This window comes from Tessaracoccus zhenghani, assembly GCF_055326325.1.
On record NZ_JBUZNQ010000016.1, the window covers coordinates 1 to 16,130 of the forward strand.

The following is a 16,130-nucleotide window of genomic DNA, read 5'->3' on the forward strand; positions in this document are numbered from 1 at the left end:
GGGGGGTGTCCCTATGGTTCCTGTCAAGCCGCGGCTGGAGTCCGGGGTTGGTAGAAGCTGCCGTTGCGGAGCATGGCGTGGAGGACATCGACGCGTCGTCGGGCTAGGCAGATGATCGCGGCGTTGTGTTTCTTCCCAGCGGCGCGTTTCCGGTCGTAGTAGGCGCGGGAGTCGGGGTCGTGGAGGGCAGCGAAGGCTGACAGGAACAAGGCCCGTTTGAGGTGTTTGTTCCCTGCTCGCGAGGGGTGTTCGCCTCGGATGCTGCTGCCAGATCTGCGGGTGACAGGGGCCAGGCCGGCGTAGGCGGCGAGGTGTCCTGCGGTGGGGAATGCTGTGCCGTCGCCGATGTCGAGGAGGAGTCTGGCTGCGGTCCTGATGCCGACTCCGGGCATTGACATCAGGAGTTGGGAAAGAGGGTGGGCATCGAGGGCCTCCTCAACCTGTTTCGCGGCTGCAGCGCGTTGGGCCAGGAGTCCTTGGAGTTGGGCAGCCAGTTGGGGCAACACCAGCTCGGCGGCGCGGGTGCCAGGAACAACTACGGTCTGCTCGGTCAGGGCTTTGATGATCGCGTCGACGAGCCGGGTGTGCATTCGGGGCGCCAACGGTTTCGTCGTGGTGGTCAGGCGTCGCCTGCCCGCGGCAGCGAGGCCTGTCGGGCCGCCGAACTTTGCCAACAGGGCGAGGACCGCGGGGTGGCCGATGTTGGCGCCGATGGCGCGTTCGAGGGCGGGATGGATCTGGGTGAGCATGCCGCGGATCCGGTTCGAGACGCGGTTGACTTCGCTGGCCAGGTCGTCGTCGAACCCAACGATCACAGCCAAGTCGGCGATGAGGTCATCGTCGCCGCCGACGCGTCGCAGCGCGTGGGGCATGGTGCGGCCGGCCTCAGCGATGATGAACGCGTCACGGGCGTCGGTTTTCGCGTTGCCCGGGTGGAGATCAGCGATGCGGCGCATCGCCAGCCCGGGCAGATAGGCGACCTCGATACCCATCGCTCGAGCGACGGTCACAGGCAGTGCCCCGATCGTGGCGGGCTGGTCCACGATCACCAACACCGACCCATGGACGGTGAGCTTGTCGAACACCTCGCGCAGGGCAGCCTCGTCTTGGGGCAGGGCCTTGTCATGCAGACGTCTCCCGGCGCTGTTGAGCGCGGTGGCATGGTGGTGTTCCTTGCCTACATCGAGGCCGACGAATACGTCGAACCGGTCTTGGTCCATGACAGTCCTCCTTAGGACCTAATTCTGGTCACCAAGTCGGGCGAAGATCGTCGGCACCCACGTTACGAAGAGACCACGCTGTCGATGCAGCGGGCCGTGTCCCTATCAGCGATCAACCCACGCCACCAGAACCCGGTGACAACACCCCCCGGATCATCTATGACAGGGGCAGTAAGTCATGCCGGGCCTGGTGACCAGAACCCCGACCATCGGGGCTACCTAGAAGGTAACGGGATCAGTGCGCGACCGCCTGGCTGAACGGGTTTGCGCCGCTGGATGGTGGCGGATCTGACACCGTCTGCGGTGTCACTTCTGACACAACGACGATGGCTCGAACGTTGTGCCAGATATGGTCCGTCTCACATCGACCGCTGAGCGCTGGCTCTGCAACGTGCGGTGCGGTCAGGGCCCCACCGCCCCCATGATCGCCACGCGTGCCTTAATCGCGGCTCGTGATCCACTTCGGGTCGGGACCGATGGCCGCCAACTCGTCAGCGAAGAAGGGCGGGTACATGACCGCCTTCACCCCGTACTGGCTGATCGGGATCCACTCATGCCACTCGATGTCGCCGAGCCTGGTCAGGCTCGGTTCAGTGCTGAGCTTCATGCTCGCGTCGTACTTCATGAGGAAGTAGAACGCCAGCTCATGACATTGACGCCCGTCGAGGGCGGCGGTCTCGGTGTCGCGGAAGAAGTTCTCGTGGATGAACGCCAAACGGTCCACTTCCATGCGGACCCCGGTCTCTTCGAGGACTTCCCGCTGCACCGCTTCCACGGCGCTCTCCCCGTGGTGGACCCCGCCGCCGATGGAGTAGTAGTAGGAGTTGCTCTGGTTGCGCGCCATCAGTACGTGGCCGTCGTGCAGGATGACGGCTGCCGCGCGGTAGCGGAACCAGAGCCCGTCGTCGTCGTAACCGCAGTCACGGATGTCCTCGCTCACGATCGGAACCTACCACCCGAGTCGCCGGCGGGGCCCGTGCGTGCGCTCGACGATGGCCCGGTGAAGCCCGTGAGCGCTGGATCATCATCGACGACCCTCTTGGCGGTACTTTGACAGTGCTCACAGCATCTCGACGACCAGTTGAGCCATCCCGAGAGGAAACCCTGTGACCAAGAAGCCTTCCGTCATCTTCGTCTGCGTCCACAACGCAGGCCGCTCCCAGATGGGCGCGGCGTATGCCCAGCACCTCTCCCGCGGCGCCGTCGAGGTCCGCTCCGCCGGATCCGCCCCCGCGGACTCCATCAACCCGGCCGTGCGCGATGCCATGTTGGAGGAGGGGATCGACATCTCGCAGGAGAAACCCAAGGTCCTCACCGACGAGGCCGTGGAGGCCTCGGATGTCGTCATCACCATGGGCTGCGGCGACGCGTGCCCTTTCTATCCGGGCAAGACGTACCTGGACTGGACGCTCGATGACCCGGCCGGGCAGGGCGTCGACTCCGTGCGCCCCATCCGCGACGACATCCGCCGCCGCATCACCGAGTTGCTCACCGAGTTGGGCGTCGAAGTGCATCCCACACCGGCCGAAGTCGCCTGACTTCTGGGCCGCACACCTGCGATGCGGACGACCGGAGAGGAGTGGACCCTCGGGCCGTGCTTCACCCTGGACTTCTGCGCTCGGCAATTTGTAGATCGGGATGCTCCGGGGGTGATCCGTAAAAGTAGGGCGTGGCTCTTGCGGCGCTGTGTTGGCGGCGCCAGGTTCCCACATGCTTGGATCCCGGATGGAGTTCAGGGATGGCCGTGATGTTTCGCGCTCATGCCGAGAGTCGGACGTTGTCGCTGTAGGCAGAAACCGCATCGCCGAGGCCACTGGAAGAACAGCTATGGTCTCGTCATGCCGTCGTTTTCAGATGAAGTCATCAAGTCCCACGGGGTCGTACTTCGCCCTCTGACCGAGGCGGATGTGCCGGCGATCGCGATCGCCTGCTCCGACCCGCAGACCCAGAAGTGGCTTCCCCTGCCCCAGCCCTATACCGAGGAATCCGCACGGTTCTTCGCGCTGGAGATCGCGCCTCAGGAGTTGGCCAGCGGCACAGCCTTGGAACGAGCTATCGAGGTCGACGGGCAGTTCGTCGGCGTGATCGGACTCAAGAACACCGACTGGGACGTGGCCAAGACTGAGGCCGGCTACTGGCTCGGGCCTTGGGCCCGAGGCCGCGGCATCACCGCGCGAGCACTCGCCGCCATCACCGACTGGGCGCTCGACTCCCAAGGCATTGGCCGCGTGGAGGTCCTCGTCGCCACCGGCAACGCCGCCTCGCTGGCCACGGCCCGCAAGGCGAGGTTCATCCAAGAAGGTACGCTCCGTCGCGCCGGCTATGTCCATGACGGCAAGGCCGATCTCATCATCTTCAGCCGGCTTGACGACGATCCCCGACCCCAGTTCTGACGCGCACCATTGCCGCGTGGAGGCTCCGGTCGGAGCCCGCGTCTATGGGGAAGCCACCCTGGCGGTTTGCCTGGCAGCCATCTCCGGACCAAGAGGAAAGATCGCCGGCGCTCTCTACAAGCGCGTCAATAGCGGCGTGGTACGTCGATGCGAGAACCTCGCGTATCGCTACGGCCCAAGGCAGGAAGGATGGGAATCTACCGATGAGCCGCCGGAAGAACCGCAGCTACCGCATCACGACCCGAAGAGCGTCCAACGCCTATGCTGGCAGCGTCAATAACTTGTGGAGCGTGGCAGTGGACAGGCGCATGTTGGGGAAACGACGTTGATTCGGATGGACCCGGAGGGGTGGCTGGATGACCTCGCTGAAGCCAAGCATGCCGGCCGCGGCGACCGGCTCACCGGAACTGCCAGTAGAGTCCGTGTGCTCGGCAGTGCGTCACCGGTGGTCTTCCTCGCATACCTGATGGTTGCGGGTTCAGTCACGCTGCTGATCGTCGATCCTTCCTTGACCTCAGCTTGGATAGTCACCTTCTTTTTCGGCTTAGCATTCGTGCTGGGATGGCCTTTCCTCGTCGTGGCCACGCCTCGCGGCCTCCTGACACGACGTGGATGGATCTCGTCAGGTGATATCGCTGCGGTGGGATGGGCCGCCCGCACTGACAGCGGCATGTCGTGGCTGTCTGACGCATATGTCCCCGTGCTCATTGTCCGTAAGAAGCACCGCCTGACCTGGTGGCCGCTGCCAGAGTTACGCCGTCTCCGCCGAGGGGCTGCGAACGCCGCTCTGCTTCGGAAGTTGGTGGGCACACGGACCGTCTCTATATGTCCAATGCCCACGGACGTGGTGTGGGCGTTTCGGTGGCCGTACTAGGCTCCGGCGATTCCTGTGTACTGGGCCTCGTTGCTTGTTGCACTCCTAGTCCCTAGTTGAACGTTCGGCGCAAAGGATGTCCGGTCATGCCGCGGATGGGACGCTCGTCAGCCTTCGCCTAGATGCGTGCGATGTACGAGATCCACCCGCTGATGACCTGGTCCTCGCCCCAACTGTCATGGACGGATATGTTCATCGGCCCGGTCACGCTCATCAAACCGAGGACCTCGCTCAACATCAGGAGTTGTGGATACGACGGGAGGCCGTCTTCGTCGTCGACATCCCTGGGCATGACTGTCACCATGTCGACATCAAGGTCGAACACGTAGGTGATCCCCGAAGCCTGCACCACCCATTGGCCGTCGCATTGCCCGCAGAATCCGACCAGCCCCGTGTGTTGGCAGACGGCCTCGACCGCACAGCCTGGTCCTGAGCTAGACGCTCGCCGACTGGCCTTCTCCTTGCGGCGCTGTTCACGCTCCGCGGCTTGTCCGTCCCTACTGGCGATGTACAGGTCGAGATCGGCTCGCCGAATCAGCCACCTCCCAGGGGGCCCAAGGCCCTCGGCCTTCAACGCTCCCCGGCGGATCAAACGCGTGACGCCGGTGAAGGGGATGCCGAGTTCCAGCGCCACCTGTTTCACGCGCAGATCCTCAGTGCTATTCACCTCCTCAGGCTATTCGCCATCAACGATCTGGACGGCGACCCTGCGAAGAAGCGACCGTGGCCTGCGCATTTGAGGCACGCGCGGTCGGGTCCACGGGATGCACTGATCTGCCGCGAGGCGCGGCTGAAGTCTCGGCGAGTTGCACGGACTTGTGGACGCGCTCCCGTAGGGGTGCCCACACACGACCCGGTCTGCCACTCGGCCTGCAGAGGTCATGCCCGTAGTCGTGGAGCGAGCTGGCGCTTCTCCACCCGTGAAGCAAGGGCGTGGGCCGATCAGTTCCGGGCCTTTCTCATGGTCTCGCGGAGTTCACCGAGCCATGTGGCGCCGTCCTGGCGCATCACTGCGACCGTTGCGCCGTCACGTGGCTCACCGATCAGCACCACCCGTCCACCGGCCTCTGGCGCCGGGCCGTGCACGGCTTCGCCCAGCGCGGCCCAACGTCGCGGGTCGGCCATCGCCCGGCGCACGTCGGCTGCATCCTCGTCATCAAGGTCGTCGAGGTTGATCAGTTCGCCGTCATCTTCGTGGGCGAGCTGGATGATCCCCGCGTCTTCCCGGTCTACGACGCCATCCAGGGCCACAATTCGCAGCCGCTCTCGGCCGTCATCGACGGCCCCGACGAAATAGTCACCGTCCACCTCGGTGAGCGTTGCCTCCCGAGCGGGGCCGCCTTCGGCCATCAGTCGCAACCGCGCAGCGTGTCGGTGCTGTGCCCTCGGCCAGGCGCTGAGCCCCAGAAGCAGCACGAAGGCGATGAGGCCCAGCAGCATCGACTCAGGCGTCCCCCAGACCACCTCGATGATGAACAGGACCGCGACGGCCACCGCCGTCGCGGCGAGCGCGACCCGGCCGGCCTCGGCACCGATGTTCGCGTAGGAACGCTCGAACGGTCGCTCGCCCGCGGGGCGGGCCCGGCTGGCCGTCGACTGGGGGCGGCGAGGGACGAGGAGCCAGGCGAGCGCCAGCGCGGAGGCGATCGCCCACGCCCGCCACCCCCACGGCCACGAGGCCCCACCGTAGGGAAGCAGCCATCCCAGCAACGACGCATAGGCGAGGGTCCAGCGTGGCAGAGCCCAGATGGAGGTCAGAACCAGCACCGCCGCGAGCCACAGGCGTCCAACCCAGGGCACAACAGGAACCACATCGCCCGCAGCCACCTCCGCAACCAACAGGACCACCAGCGTGACTACCCACGCGAGCCGGATGGCTGCCGTGTGGAGCCGGGTGGCCCGCAGGTCGGCCGCGAGGAGTGGTGTCATGCCCGCAGTATGTCGCTCCTGCGGCGAAAGCGCTGAGCAGCTCAACTCCTCGTCGCGCAGCAGTTGCCTGTCTGCGCCCATCGGCGAGCCGTGATCATCCTCGATGGGTGACCACGACCTCGCGGACGCGCAATGAACAGAAAGCGGTCACAGGCCCAGGCAAGAGCGCGACGGTGACGCCGCCGCGAAGCGCTGATTCCGAACGCGCGGATCTGCCGCGACGCGTCCACGGCCGAATCGGTCCCTGAGGAGCTGAGTGGGTCGGACGGGTCACTCTGGGATTCACCGCATGCAGCCGAAGTCTGCGTCTGACATCCGGCAGAACTTCGAACTCCTCACAACGCCGCCAGCGAAGGCGACCTCGTCTTCCTTGAGAGACGACGGTACGAACTCAACCGAGCCGCCCAGAACCGCATCCGTGCGCTCATAGGTGACGAATACATTCTCGTCGCGGTCGACCTCTCCCTTCGATTTGATCGTGTAGCCCCGGATGTCCGTTTGAAGCAGAGGGAGGCTAGCGGCGGCGCCGGAGCCCGTGCTCTGCGCTGTCCAAACAACAGAAGCGGTTGAAGCACCATCTTGCTCAACTTGGACAGATGAGAACTCTCCACAGACAAGCTTGGCAACAAGATTCCCGTTCTCCATGATCACATAGCCGGCGCTCCAGGGCCGTGACGGAGCAATCCAGCTGCAAGCAGGAATCGCGAGTGTCACCAACAGCAGGATCGATAGCAGGGGCCAGCGCCCTCTGACCATAAGGTGGCGGTTGGATTCAGTGTTCCCAGGCACGCCTCCAGTCTGCCCCACCCCCAATGCCGCCCGAGCCATCGAGAGTCATCTGCGGGCCGAGCCACGTGCCTGCTCATTCCGCGGTCTGCGAGGGGTGGCCTCCGGGTTCGGTGTCCCGAGCACGATCGCCCTCCAGCCGCGTCTCGGGCAGACGAGACGGTCCGCGACAAGGCCTGCCGGTAGAATTCCGGTGCACGAAGGATCGGCATCAGCAGAAGGGGTGTCGCTGATGGTCAGTGGCGGAGCAGGGTCTCGGGCAGCGTTGCTCAGGTGGGTCCGCTGGTTGTGGATGGTGCCGGTCGTGCTCTGGCTTGTTCTGACATGGGTGTCATTCTCGCCTGGAGCCAGCGTGTCTAGCGTCGCGCTCTGGCTGGCCGTTGCCAGCCCGGCCCTGATCGTCGGCTACCGGGCGCTCTTCATCGCAGGAGTGTCGGTGTCGCAGTCGGGGCCGCAGGTCATTTACCGCGGTCTGGTCGCTGCGAGGAGCATTGAGGTCTACTCGATCGAGGAGTTCGAGATCTGGGACGTGAACTTCTTCTCCGGGATCTCGGCGGGGTTCGTCCAGGTGCGTCGGACAGGCAAGCGCCCCGTGGTGTTGTGGGCGTTGGGGTACGCGGCGCCCGACACTCATGACATTCTGTTGCGCGAGATCGAGGGGGCATGTGCCGAGCTCTGGGGTTGGGCCGCGCGGGACTCGGGTCAGCCGCGGAGGGGTGAGTCGCTGTCGCCAACGCGGATCAGTCCCAGCGTCATCGAGGGCGTGTCGACGGACATCCTCGGCCGTCGAACCGTTTGGTCGGGGTCGATCCGATCGAAGTGACACACCCGGCGGCGGCGATCCCTCCGTCTCGCCCACTCGAGGGGTAGCGACGACGATCTGTGTGGTTCTGAGCCACGCGCCGACATCCGCACATGCCGCGGTGACGGTGCACAACTTCACTCCTCAGCGTGCCAAGGCCACGACGGTCCACGGAACTGGCTTGGGCGCCTCCCTGGAGGGCCGAGTGAGCATCCATCTCAGGACGGATTGCGCCGCTGCATAGTTCGGGATCAGGCTCTTGCTGTTCGTCCTGACGCCGAGTGCCATGTGTACCTCGTCGGCGTAGCCGTGACAGTGCCAAGAGTGAAAGTCGAGGTACTCCTCTGCGCCGACGACTTCGTAACCCAGGATTCTCGCCTCGGGAGTCACCAGCCTACGTTGGCGTAGAAGGTTGAACCACGGCGAGTGTTCAGCGTCAAATTGGGCCATCAGTTCCTCTGCATCGTGAGGTTGCATAGCCACGGTGACGATCGTGGGCAGCTGGCCGGCTGTTCCGGCGGCCGCTTGCTTCGCATCGTCGGGGTCCTGGAACCATGGACCCAGCCATGGTTCTGGCCTGGGAACGTCGTCATCCTGCAGGCAGGAACTGATCGTCAACATGCGCGCAGGGAGCGTCTGGCCAAGAAGCTTGGGAGTCGGTATCTCACGGACTGGCACCCAGCCAGCCACGATGAGCTCATCACGTGTCACGGTACCGAGCATGGCTCAAGAAGCTGTCGAGCACACTCACTCCCACGCGCGTGGCGAGATGTTGGCACAGTCTCTGATGCACGGTGTCGCGGAAACGGTGGCGCCCGACGCTGGCGAGTGCGTCGCTATGGTTTTGGCCGTCGGAGAAGGTGCCATGCCCAGAGGGCCCACACCGGCGCCGCGGAAATGAGAGCGATCCCGATGCCCACGATCCAGGGCCACATCATCAGTAACTGCGAATCAGGGAGGTCTCGGGCTGCCATGGCGCTCACCTGCCCATCTGGTCGCGTGAGAACAACGACATCGAAGGGAGTCGTGTACGGGTCGCCGCACACTTCCCACGGGATCGGGGCCAGATCAAGTACGGGTCCAATGGTCGGGTAGATCAGCGTGACGAGATCTGGAGCTTCAGGGATGGTGACGCGGACGGCCAACTCAGCGCCCCTCCCGTACCTCGCTTCGCATGCGACGGCTGAGGAGGTGTGTCCGGCCTGGGAAAGCTCAGCGGCGGTCAGGTACGCCTGCCGTTCGGCCATGCCCCAGGGAATGACCACGACCACGCCGACGAGGAGGCAGCTGATCGGCCAACTGAGCAGGTCTCGCCCGTGGCCGAGGAGAAACAGCCTCAACCACGCACCAAACCTCACAGGTCGCGGCTGCCCCGGCTCGCCAAGCAAGGCGTGTCTCGGCGAACCTCGCCGCCGGCTCGCCATCATAGGCCTCGTGCCATTACCCACACTCAGGCAGTATTCCAGGGGAGCAGAGCGCAGCGTGGAGCCACCCGGCGAAGATGGATGTCCCTTGCGCAACCCCGCGCCACTCCGGCCCACACGCGATGCACAACCACCGGATGTCTGCCTCCGTCAGGACGGTCATTCGGCGACAGTTGCTGGCCTCGCCTCGGGTGTCAGGACGGAGTACTAGTGACAGACTTTGCCCATGGATTGGAGTCGTGAGGGTCTCGCCGATGCGGGATTCGAAGGGTTCATCCCTTTCACCATCTTGCCAGAGGCCACTGTGCCCTCGGGGCCAGGCGTCTACGTCGTGCTCCTCCCGGACGACATCACCCCCGCCTTCCGGGAGGCGAGCCAGGCAGGCAGATTCAAGGGCAAGGACCCGTCGGTCACACAGCCTCAACTCGCTGCCGCATGGGTGGCGGGCGCTGGGGTTCTCTACATCGGGAAGGCCAACGCAGGCGTAACCGGTCACCGAGGGCTGAGGAAGCGCCTCGATGAGTACCGTCGGCACGGCGCGGGCGAACCTGTGGGCCACTGGGGAGGCAGATACATCTGGCAGCTGACTGACAGTGAACGACTTCTGGTCGCGTGGCGGTCCACCGCTGACGCCAAGGTCATAGAGCTCGAGGCGGAGCTGATCTCGCAATTCCGCGCGGACTTCGGGGTCAGACCTTTCGCGAACCGAAAGATGGGCCGGAAGGATCCGCGACCGCCGCGGACGCACTGATCTGCCGCGGGTTGCGCGAGGGTCGTGTGTCGGCTCCGCTTGCCGCAGCGCGGTATGCCTTCGTGTTGAACGCTGTCCGCAACGAGCGGGTGGCCCCGTTCCCGCACATCAGGAGTGGGGCGCTACGGCCTTACCCTTGCGGTATGGCCCTGCCTCGCCACACGACGGACGCCGCCCTGTCGGCTTGGCTCGCGCCCCGGCTGCTGCCGTGGGGACCGGCTGGGGTTCCGGTGGGTGCCATGGTGCCGACGGGCTTCGCGGCGTATGTGCGGGTCCTGCACCCCCTGCCGGACGGACGCCGCTGGCGGGAGATCGCGGCGTCCAATGGACGCGTCCTGCATCCCCTGGCGCAGTGGAGCCACATGTTCGACACCCTGCGCCACCCGAACCTGTGGCCGCCGGATGGCCATCTCCCGCGCCCCGACCACGACGCGCTGGTCGCGCACCTGCAGGCGTCTGGGGACGTGACCTACGCGGTGTGGGAGGGCTACGGGTTCTGGGGAGGCGGCGCGGTCGAGGCGCACCACCCCGATCTGATGACCTACGAGGTCCCGGTGCCGAGCCGGGTCCCGGGGGGTGCCGAGCCGGTGTTGGCCCTGCCGCACCGGCGCTACCACCTGTTCCGGGCGCCCCTGGCCGCGCACGAGACGTGGGTCGAGGACGAGAGCTTCGGGCAGTCGGCGAACCTCGTATGGCCGGACGACCACGTCTGGTGTCTGGCCACCGAGATCGACTTCGGCTTCACGCTGCTCGGCTGCGAGCGCGCGGTCGCGGACGTCGTTCTCGCCGATCCCGCTCTTGAGGCGTTCGAGGTTGGTGTGGACGACAACATGAGCTGGTCCGGGGACGCCATCAATCCGGCGCCCCGGCGGGCCTGACAGCCGCCTCCGACCCGCCGACCGGCCCGTTCGACCCGGCCGATCCAGCTCGCCCCGCCTGCTGAACCGCCGCACGACGCGTGAACCGGGCACCAGACGATTCCACCTGAGCTGGAGTTGGTGAAGCGCGAACATCCGCTCTTGCCGCGTCGTGGGTTACTTTGTCGCCGTCATCCGGGGAGTCCTCGAGGCGTCCAGACAGGCGGGTCCCAGACTGTGCTGTTGTCCGCGTAGGCATATCGTTTGGCCATGAGCACCTTGGGCGTGCGGGTGGCGCAGCTTGACTCTCGTGGAGTTGAGTCCGGTCTGCTGGAGCCGACGTACCCGTGGTTGGAGTGGACGGTGGACGGGGTGCCGTTGCGTCGCCTGTACTCGCCCAGTGCCGATGACAGGGTCGTCACGATGCTTCAGGCCCGGGATGCCGAGGACGAGCACATGCGAACCGAGAACCTGCTCCGACTTCGGGGAGACGCCATCGCGCCTCCGATGTTCGAGCCCCGATTCCACCGGACGAGGCTCGATCGGTTCCTGCACCTGCGTGGCACGCCTTGTGCTCCTGCAGGTACGGCATTCGAGGACGGTCGGGTGGGCCTGCTCTATTGCTATTGCGGGGACCTCGATTGCGGAGCGCTCAGCACCTGGATCGACGTGACTGCAGAGAGTGTCCTTTGGAGCGACATCGGATGGCAGGTCACCCACAAGCCGTACGCGCCTTATGATCCCGGGCAGGACTGGCCTGGGGATCGGGATCTGGCTTTCGATCGGGCGCAGTACGTAGCTCTGATCAACCAACTCCTCGATGCCGATTGGTCACACGGACTTCCGAAGGTGTAGGCGCTGCTGCGGGCATCCGACTGACACGACGGCACGCTCGCTGGGCTCCGGGCGGGTTGGCCGGGGGGACTCCCGAACGTCCGGATCTGCCGCGGGCGGGGAGTTTGATTCTGCCCAGGGCGAGGGTGAGGGCCGTCCCGACCGGGTAGCCCTCACCGAGTTTGAGGCTCGTCTCAGCGGCAAATGAGATCGCCCGCTGGGTTGATCGTGTCGTCGAAGCCGACTTCGCAGTCCAGCACGTCCGCGGCGTCCTGAACCTCCTCGGGAACCGTGTCGACCACTAGGCGCTCGTAGGTGACCTTGCGCTCACTCTGCACGCCTTGGAAGCCGACCAGCTGCCCAGCTTCCGGGTCGATCATCAGCATCTCAGTGACCTCACCGCCTTCAAGGGTGAACAGAGCGACCTCGCGGCCATCGACGACCATTTCGTCGGCAACCGAAATGCCTGGCACGTTCTTGAGTACCTCGAACATGGCGGAGCGAAGGTCGGCCGGGGGGGCTCCGTAGGTCAGCGCGTAGTCAATCAGGACGAACACGCCGGCGTCGGAGGAGGACGCCCCTATCCCCTTTGCGTCTGCGTAGAGCCGCGAGCGGAGTTGCTCTGCGTCGCGGGGGAGCGAAGCGAGGAACGCGGGGCTCGGCCAACGCCAGCTGTCGACCATGGCGTTGGGGCTCTTGGTCAGGGTCCAGATCCGGTCCTCGCCCAGCGGTGGGCAGCCAGGTGCGGTGTCGTAGCTCTCGACGTACCAGCTAGGCCGGTTCCCATCCACCGCGAGGTAGTGCGTTTCGGTGAAGCTCTCACCGCACACCTCTCCGGCGCCGTAAGCGGCAGTCCCGGTCATCTTCCAGTATTGGTCCGCCGTCGCCGGCGGGTCGACGGCGTTGATGGCAGCCTCGGTCAGAATCTGATCGGCGCGCGCTGTGGCGCCTGTTCCGACCAGGTTGCTCACGCCGACGGCGGTCACCATCACCACGACCGCGGCCACCGCGCCGATCCGCCACCCCGCATGACGTTTGGCCGGCGACGTGGGCGCGATCGCCGTGACCAGGAGGTGGCGGCGTTCGTCGTCGCTGTAGTCAGGGACGCCGGCAGCAGGGTCAGCGGCCCTCAGCAGGGTGTCAAAGTCGGTCATGTCGGTTCTCCTTGAAGGTGTGGGGTGACCACGGCGAGTGTGAGAGCTGGACCGGAGTCATTGAGCAGCTGCTGGGCGCGCTGCCTGGCACGCCTGAGTCGAGTACGAGCGGCTGTATCGCTGAGGTCGAGGACCACGGCTATCTCTTGTGGAGTCAGCCCCTCCCAGGCCGTCAGCCGGAGGATTTCGGCATCTGTGGAGGAGAGCTGGCTGAGCACGCTTTCGGCCAGGACTCGGCTGGAGGCGTCGGCTCCGGCCTTGGCGTGTCTGCCAGCGCCCCGGCGATCGCGTCTCGGAGATTGAGGCGCCGTGCCAGTCCCCGGCGTTCGTGGGAAACCACGTGATGGGCAGTGCGTAGCAGCCAGGGAAGAGCAGGCTCGGGGACATTGGGGCGACGCTTCCAAGCGATGCCGAACACCTCTGAGACCACATCGTCAGCCGCATCCGGGCCCACGCGTCGGATCGCAAAGGCCCTGACTCGTTTCGAGTAGAGGTTGAATAGGCTCTCAAGCCATTCCTGATCTCGCGGCGGGGGAAGCTCTCTCATGCTCAGTAGTTCCCGCTCCTCGCCGCATCGTGACAGCCCATTCTGCCGACTGTCCGATTCTGCCGGAGAGGGGACACCGCTGTGCTTCCGGCGCTCACCCGCTGAACGGGGGGCCGAATGCCACAAAGACAGGCCACCTGAGGCGCCGCCCAACCACTACTCTTCGCCGATCTGCGATTCCCATACGGCCAAGGGCGGCGCCAGACATTCGCTCTCATGCCGCGATGCGCGAGGGAAGCCTTTGTCGAGACGCGCTCTAGTTTGAATGAGATCCCGGTCTCTAGTTTGAAAATGAGCTGCCCGACGCGACCGCCGTCATGGATCCCTTCCACGTGGTCCGCCTCGCCGGCGACGCCCTCGACCGATGCCGCCGACGCGTCCAACAGGCCATCCACGGACACCGAGGCCGCACCAGCGACCCGCTCTACTCGGCGCGCCGCACCCTGCACACCGGCGCCGACCTCCTCACCGACCGGCAGAAGGACAGGCTCACTGCCCTGTTCGCCGGCGATGATCATGTCGAGGTCGAAGCCACCTGGGGCATCTACCAACGGATGATCGCCGCCTACCGTGAACCCGACCGGACCAGAGGCCGGGCCCTGATGACCAGCCTGATCGCCTCGGTCAGCCACGGCGTCCCCGCCGCGTTGACCGAGGTGATCACACTCGGCCGAACACTGAAGAAGCGAGCAGACGACGTGCTGGCCTACTTCGACCGGCCCGGCACCTCGAACGGTCCCACCGAGGCCCTCAACGGCCGCCTCGAACACCTCCGCGGATCAGCACTCGGCTTCCGGAACCTCACCAACTACATCGCCAGATCACTGCTCGAGACCGGCGGATTCAGACCCCGATTACACCCTGGATTGTGATGAGCCCGTTTGCGTTCCAGAAGACCAAGCAGGAAACCGCTATGAGCCTGTTGGAATCTGTCTCGAGCAAGGTTGTGACGGCGCATCGAGTCAAGTAGTGTGACACCACCTACACCAAGGAATTTCAGATTCAGGCAGAGGTGACCTTGAAGAGCAAAAAGATGGGCGTGGTCAAGAGTGACAACGTCAAGCTTGCCTGCAACTTCAAGGTGAGCTGATGACGCAACCCTTCCCCCCTTTTGGGAGGCATCGCGCGCCGTCTCCGGAGACCCTGCTCGCCATGCAGTCTGCGGCCCGCCGATTGAACGAGCACTTGGATGCTGCTGGTGGGGCCTATGCGGAGTTGCAGGAGCTAGCTCGAAGTGAGGATATGTCGTCGAGCATTGGCAACGACCTGGGGCTTGACTGGGGCTTCATGGAGTCGGTGATCCAGGGACTCACGCTCGAAGAGGCGACGGTTCATCACCACCTTCAATCCCGCGAGGGCGAGGCGCGGTAGTGGCGGTCTTGCTGCGGCCCCTCGGAGGCCACAGCCGGGGTGCGGTTACGGGGCCCTAGAATGCTAACGAGCCTAGATGTTCACCCCGGATAGGTTGGGTACGCGCGCGGCTGGGGGATGTCCCTTGAGCGCGGTGTGGCCTCGGTGGTGATTGTAATGGTGCAGCCATTGGTCGAAGGCGGCGACTCGCTGGGTTTCGGAGGTGTAGGGCTGGGCATAGGCCCATTCCTCGAGCATGATGCGGTTGAACCGTTCGACTTTGCCGTTGGTTTGGGGTCGGTAGGGGCGGGTGCGTTTGTGTGTGATGTCGTCGCCGAGAGCCTTTTTGAAGGCGTTGGAGCGGTAGCAGGCGCCGTTGTCAGTCAAGACTCGTGTCACGGTGATCCCGGCGGCGTTGAAGAAGGCGTTGGCGCGTTGCCAGAACCCGGCGGTGGTTTCCTTCTTCTCGTCGGTCAGGATTTCGCTGTAGGCCAAGCGGGAGTGGTCGTCGACGGCGTTGTGGAGGTCACATGCCTCTCGGCCTCGGACTCCATTGAGACGTACAGGTTGTCGCCCTTTGACAGGAACTGGTGCAGCCGGAAGGCAAAGAGTGGCCGACCAGTGTCGAGGAGCAGCTCGGTGCGGGTGTCGACGGGGAGCTCGCCGAGCTTGGTGACGACGGGGCCTTCGTCGCCGTCGTAGACGTGCAGTTCGAACTCCTCGCCGCAGTCAATGAGCTCGTGGGTGGTGGAGGGGCCGTCGGCGGAGATGCGACGGATGGCGTAGCGGGTTGAATCGCCCCGGGTCTGGTGGAGGGTCTGAAATCCCGAGAGGATGATGACCATGCCAGCACCGAGGAAGTACCCGCCGGAGCTTCGTGAGCGTGCGATGCGGCTTGTTGCCGAGGCCAGGAGAGAGGATCCGGAGTTGTCGTTGAACGCGGCGGTGATCCGGGTCGGGCAGCGCGTCGGGGTCAATCCCGACACGCTGCGAGGCTGGTGCAAACAGGCCGCGATCGACGCGGGCGAACGTCCCGGAACCACGACGAGCGAGGCGCAGCGCATCAAGGCGCTCGAGGCCGAAGTGCGGGAGCTGAAGCGTGCCAATGAGATTTTGTTGGCGGCGTCCTCGTTCTTCGCGCGGGAGCTCGACCCGCGACTGCCGTGGTAGTTCAATTCATCGACGATCATCGTGACCGGTTCGGGGTCG

Annotated in this window: 18 protein-coding genes and 3 pseudogenes; 9 read left to right on the top strand and 12 right to left on the bottom strand. The window is 65.1% G+C overall.

Annotated features, from left to right (window positions below):
- Positions 1-23 precede the first annotated feature (23 nt).
- Both ACZK4S_RS15220 and ACZK4S_RS15225 read right to left on the bottom strand, forming a co-directional pair.
- Positions 24-1,220 (bottom strand): IS110 family RNA-guided transposase, encoded by a 1,197-nt coding sequence (locus ACZK4S_RS15220; protein WP_463644441.1) that lies wholly within the window; start codon positions 1,218-1,220, stop codon positions 24-26.
- A 439-nt stretch (positions 1,221-1,659) separates the two neighbouring features.
- On the bottom strand, positions 1,660-2,160 hold the full coding sequence (locus ACZK4S_RS15225; protein WP_076063322.1) for an NUDIX hydrolase: 501 nt from the start codon (positions 2,158-2,160) through the stop codon (positions 1,660-1,662).
- A 166-nt stretch (positions 2,161-2,326) separates the two neighbouring features.
- Here ACZK4S_RS15225 and ACZK4S_RS15230 point away from each other — a divergent pair, with 166 nt between their 5' ends.
- Both ACZK4S_RS15230 and ACZK4S_RS15235 read left to right on the top strand, forming a co-directional pair.
- Entirely contained in the window at positions 2,327-2,758 is a 432-nt protein-coding gene (locus ACZK4S_RS15230; protein WP_459396694.1) for an arsenate reductase ArsC, read from the top strand.
- Positions 2,759-3,058: 300 nt separating this feature from the next.
- Complete coding sequence (locus ACZK4S_RS15235; RefSeq protein ID WP_459396941.1) at positions 3,059-3,613, top strand: GNAT family N-acetyltransferase; 555 nt, start codon at positions 3,059-3,061, stop codon at positions 3,611-3,613.
- Between the two features lie 992 nt (positions 3,614-4,605).
- On the opposite strand, the gene ACZK4S_RS15240 is transcribed toward ACZK4S_RS15235, so the two are convergent.
- The 3 genes from ACZK4S_RS15240 to ACZK4S_RS15250 all read right to left on the bottom strand — a co-directional run bounded on the left by ACZK4S_RS15240 (position 4,606) and on the right by ACZK4S_RS15250 (position 7,130).
- Positions 4,606-5,154 carry a helix-turn-helix domain-containing protein gene (locus tag ACZK4S_RS15240; RefSeq protein ID WP_463644832.1) on the bottom strand — a complete coding sequence of 183 codons (549 nt, stop codon included), beginning with the start codon at positions 5,152-5,154 and terminating at the stop codon, positions 4,606-4,608.
- Positions 5,155-5,429: 275 nt separating this feature from the next.
- Complete coding sequence (locus ACZK4S_RS15245; protein WP_463644833.1) at positions 5,430-6,416, bottom strand: hypothetical protein; 987 nt, start codon at positions 6,414-6,416, stop codon at positions 5,430-5,432.
- A gap of 282 nt (positions 6,417-6,698) precedes the next feature.
- The gene (locus ACZK4S_RS15250; protein WP_463644834.1) at positions 6,699-7,130 is read right to left on the bottom strand and encodes a hypothetical protein; all 432 of its coding nucleotides are present in this window, start codon (positions 7,128-7,130) and stop codon (positions 6,699-6,701) included.
- A 424-nt stretch (positions 7,131-7,554) separates the two neighbouring features.
- Here ACZK4S_RS15250 and ACZK4S_RS15255 point away from each other — a divergent pair, with 424 nt between their 5' ends.
- Positions 7,555-8,025, top strand: coding sequence for a hypothetical protein (locus ACZK4S_RS15255; RefSeq protein WP_463644835.1), 471 nt, complete (start codon positions 7,555-7,557; stop codon positions 8,023-8,025).
- Between the two features lie 123 nt (positions 8,026-8,148).
- Here the strand turns inward: ACZK4S_RS15255 and ACZK4S_RS15260 are convergent, their stop codons facing one another.
- Both ACZK4S_RS15260 and ACZK4S_RS15265 read right to left on the bottom strand, forming a co-directional pair.
- Entirely contained in the window at positions 8,149-8,715 is a 567-nt protein-coding gene (locus tag ACZK4S_RS15260) for a hypothetical protein (protein WP_463644836.1), read from the bottom strand.
- Between the two features lie 125 nt (positions 8,716-8,840).
- On the bottom strand, positions 8,841-9,344 hold the full coding sequence (locus tag ACZK4S_RS15265) for a hypothetical protein (protein WP_463644837.1): 504 nt from the start codon (positions 9,342-9,344) through the stop codon (positions 8,841-8,843).
- A gap of 310 nt (positions 9,345-9,654) precedes the next feature.
- On the opposite strand from ACZK4S_RS15265, the gene ACZK4S_RS15270 reads away from it, so the two are divergent.
- The 3 genes from ACZK4S_RS15270 (at position 9,655) to ACZK4S_RS15280 (ending at position 11,891) form a co-directional block, all read left to right on the top strand.
- Complete coding sequence (locus ACZK4S_RS15270) at positions 9,655-10,179, top strand: hypothetical protein (RefSeq protein ID WP_463644838.1); 525 nt, start codon at positions 9,655-9,657, stop codon at positions 10,177-10,179.
- Positions 10,180-10,322: 143 nt separating this feature from the next.
- Complete coding sequence (locus tag ACZK4S_RS15275) at positions 10,323-11,057, top strand: hypothetical protein (protein ID WP_344676232.1); 735 nt, start codon at positions 10,323-10,325, stop codon at positions 11,055-11,057.
- 249 nt (positions 11,058-11,306) lie between these two features.
- Positions 11,307-11,891 carry a hypothetical protein gene (locus ACZK4S_RS15280; RefSeq protein WP_463644839.1) on the top strand — a complete coding sequence of 195 codons (585 nt, stop codon included), beginning with the start codon at positions 11,307-11,309 and terminating at the stop codon, positions 11,889-11,891.
- Positions 11,892-12,064: 173 nt separating this feature from the next.
- Here ACZK4S_RS15280 and ACZK4S_RS15285 read toward each other — a convergent pair whose 3' ends face one another.
- From ACZK4S_RS15285 to ACZK4S_RS15295, 3 genes are read right to left on the bottom strand one after another with little or no spacing between them, the layout of a single operon-like run.
- Complete coding sequence (locus ACZK4S_RS15285) at positions 12,065-13,024, bottom strand: hypothetical protein (protein WP_463644840.1); 960 nt, start codon at positions 13,022-13,024, stop codon at positions 12,065-12,067.
- Positions 13,021-13,242 (bottom strand): sigma factor-like helix-turn-helix DNA-binding protein, encoded by a 222-nt coding sequence (locus tag ACZK4S_RS15290; RefSeq protein ID WP_463644841.1) that lies wholly within the window; start codon positions 13,240-13,242, stop codon positions 13,021-13,023. The genes ACZK4S_RS15285 and ACZK4S_RS15290 overlap by 4 nt, the downstream gene beginning before the upstream one ends.
- Positions 13,197-13,571: an RNA polymerase sigma factor gene (locus ACZK4S_RS15295; RefSeq protein ID WP_463644842.1), complete on the bottom strand. Its 375-nt coding sequence runs from the start codon at positions 13,569-13,571 to the stop codon at positions 13,197-13,199. Before ACZK4S_RS15295 ends, ACZK4S_RS15290 begins: the two co-directional genes overlap by 46 nt.
- Positions 13,572-13,864: 293 nt before the next feature.
- On the opposite strand from ACZK4S_RS15295, the pseudogene ACZK4S_RS15300 reads away from it, so the two are divergent.
- Together ACZK4S_RS15300 and ACZK4S_RS15305 are read left to right on the top strand one after the other, a co-directional pair.
- A pseudogene (locus ACZK4S_RS15300) lies at positions 13,865-14,443 on the top strand (ISL3 family transposase); the annotation flags it as partial.
- Positions 14,444-14,660: 217 nt separating this feature from the next.
- Positions 14,661-14,942, top strand: coding sequence for a hypothetical protein (locus ACZK4S_RS15305; protein ID WP_463644843.1), 282 nt, complete (start codon positions 14,661-14,663; stop codon positions 14,940-14,942).
- A 72-nt stretch (positions 14,943-15,014) separates the two neighbouring features.
- On the opposite strand, the pseudogene ACZK4S_RS15310 reads toward ACZK4S_RS15305, so the two are convergent.
- Positions 15,015-15,446: pseudogene (locus tag ACZK4S_RS15310) on the bottom strand (integrase core domain-containing protein); the annotation flags it as partial.
- Positions 15,395-15,766: a hypothetical protein gene (locus ACZK4S_RS15315; RefSeq protein ID WP_463644844.1), complete on the bottom strand. Its 372-nt coding sequence runs from the start codon at positions 15,764-15,766 to the stop codon at positions 15,395-15,397. The pseudogene ACZK4S_RS15310 and the gene ACZK4S_RS15315, both read right to left, overlap by 52 nt.
- Between ACZK4S_RS15315 and ACZK4S_RS15320 the strand changes: the two are divergent.
- A pseudogene (locus ACZK4S_RS15320) lies at positions 15,765-16,073 on the top strand (transposase); the annotation flags it as partial. The gene ACZK4S_RS15315 and the pseudogene ACZK4S_RS15320 overlap by 2 nt on opposite strands.
- Positions 16,074-16,130 lie beyond the last annotated feature (57 nt).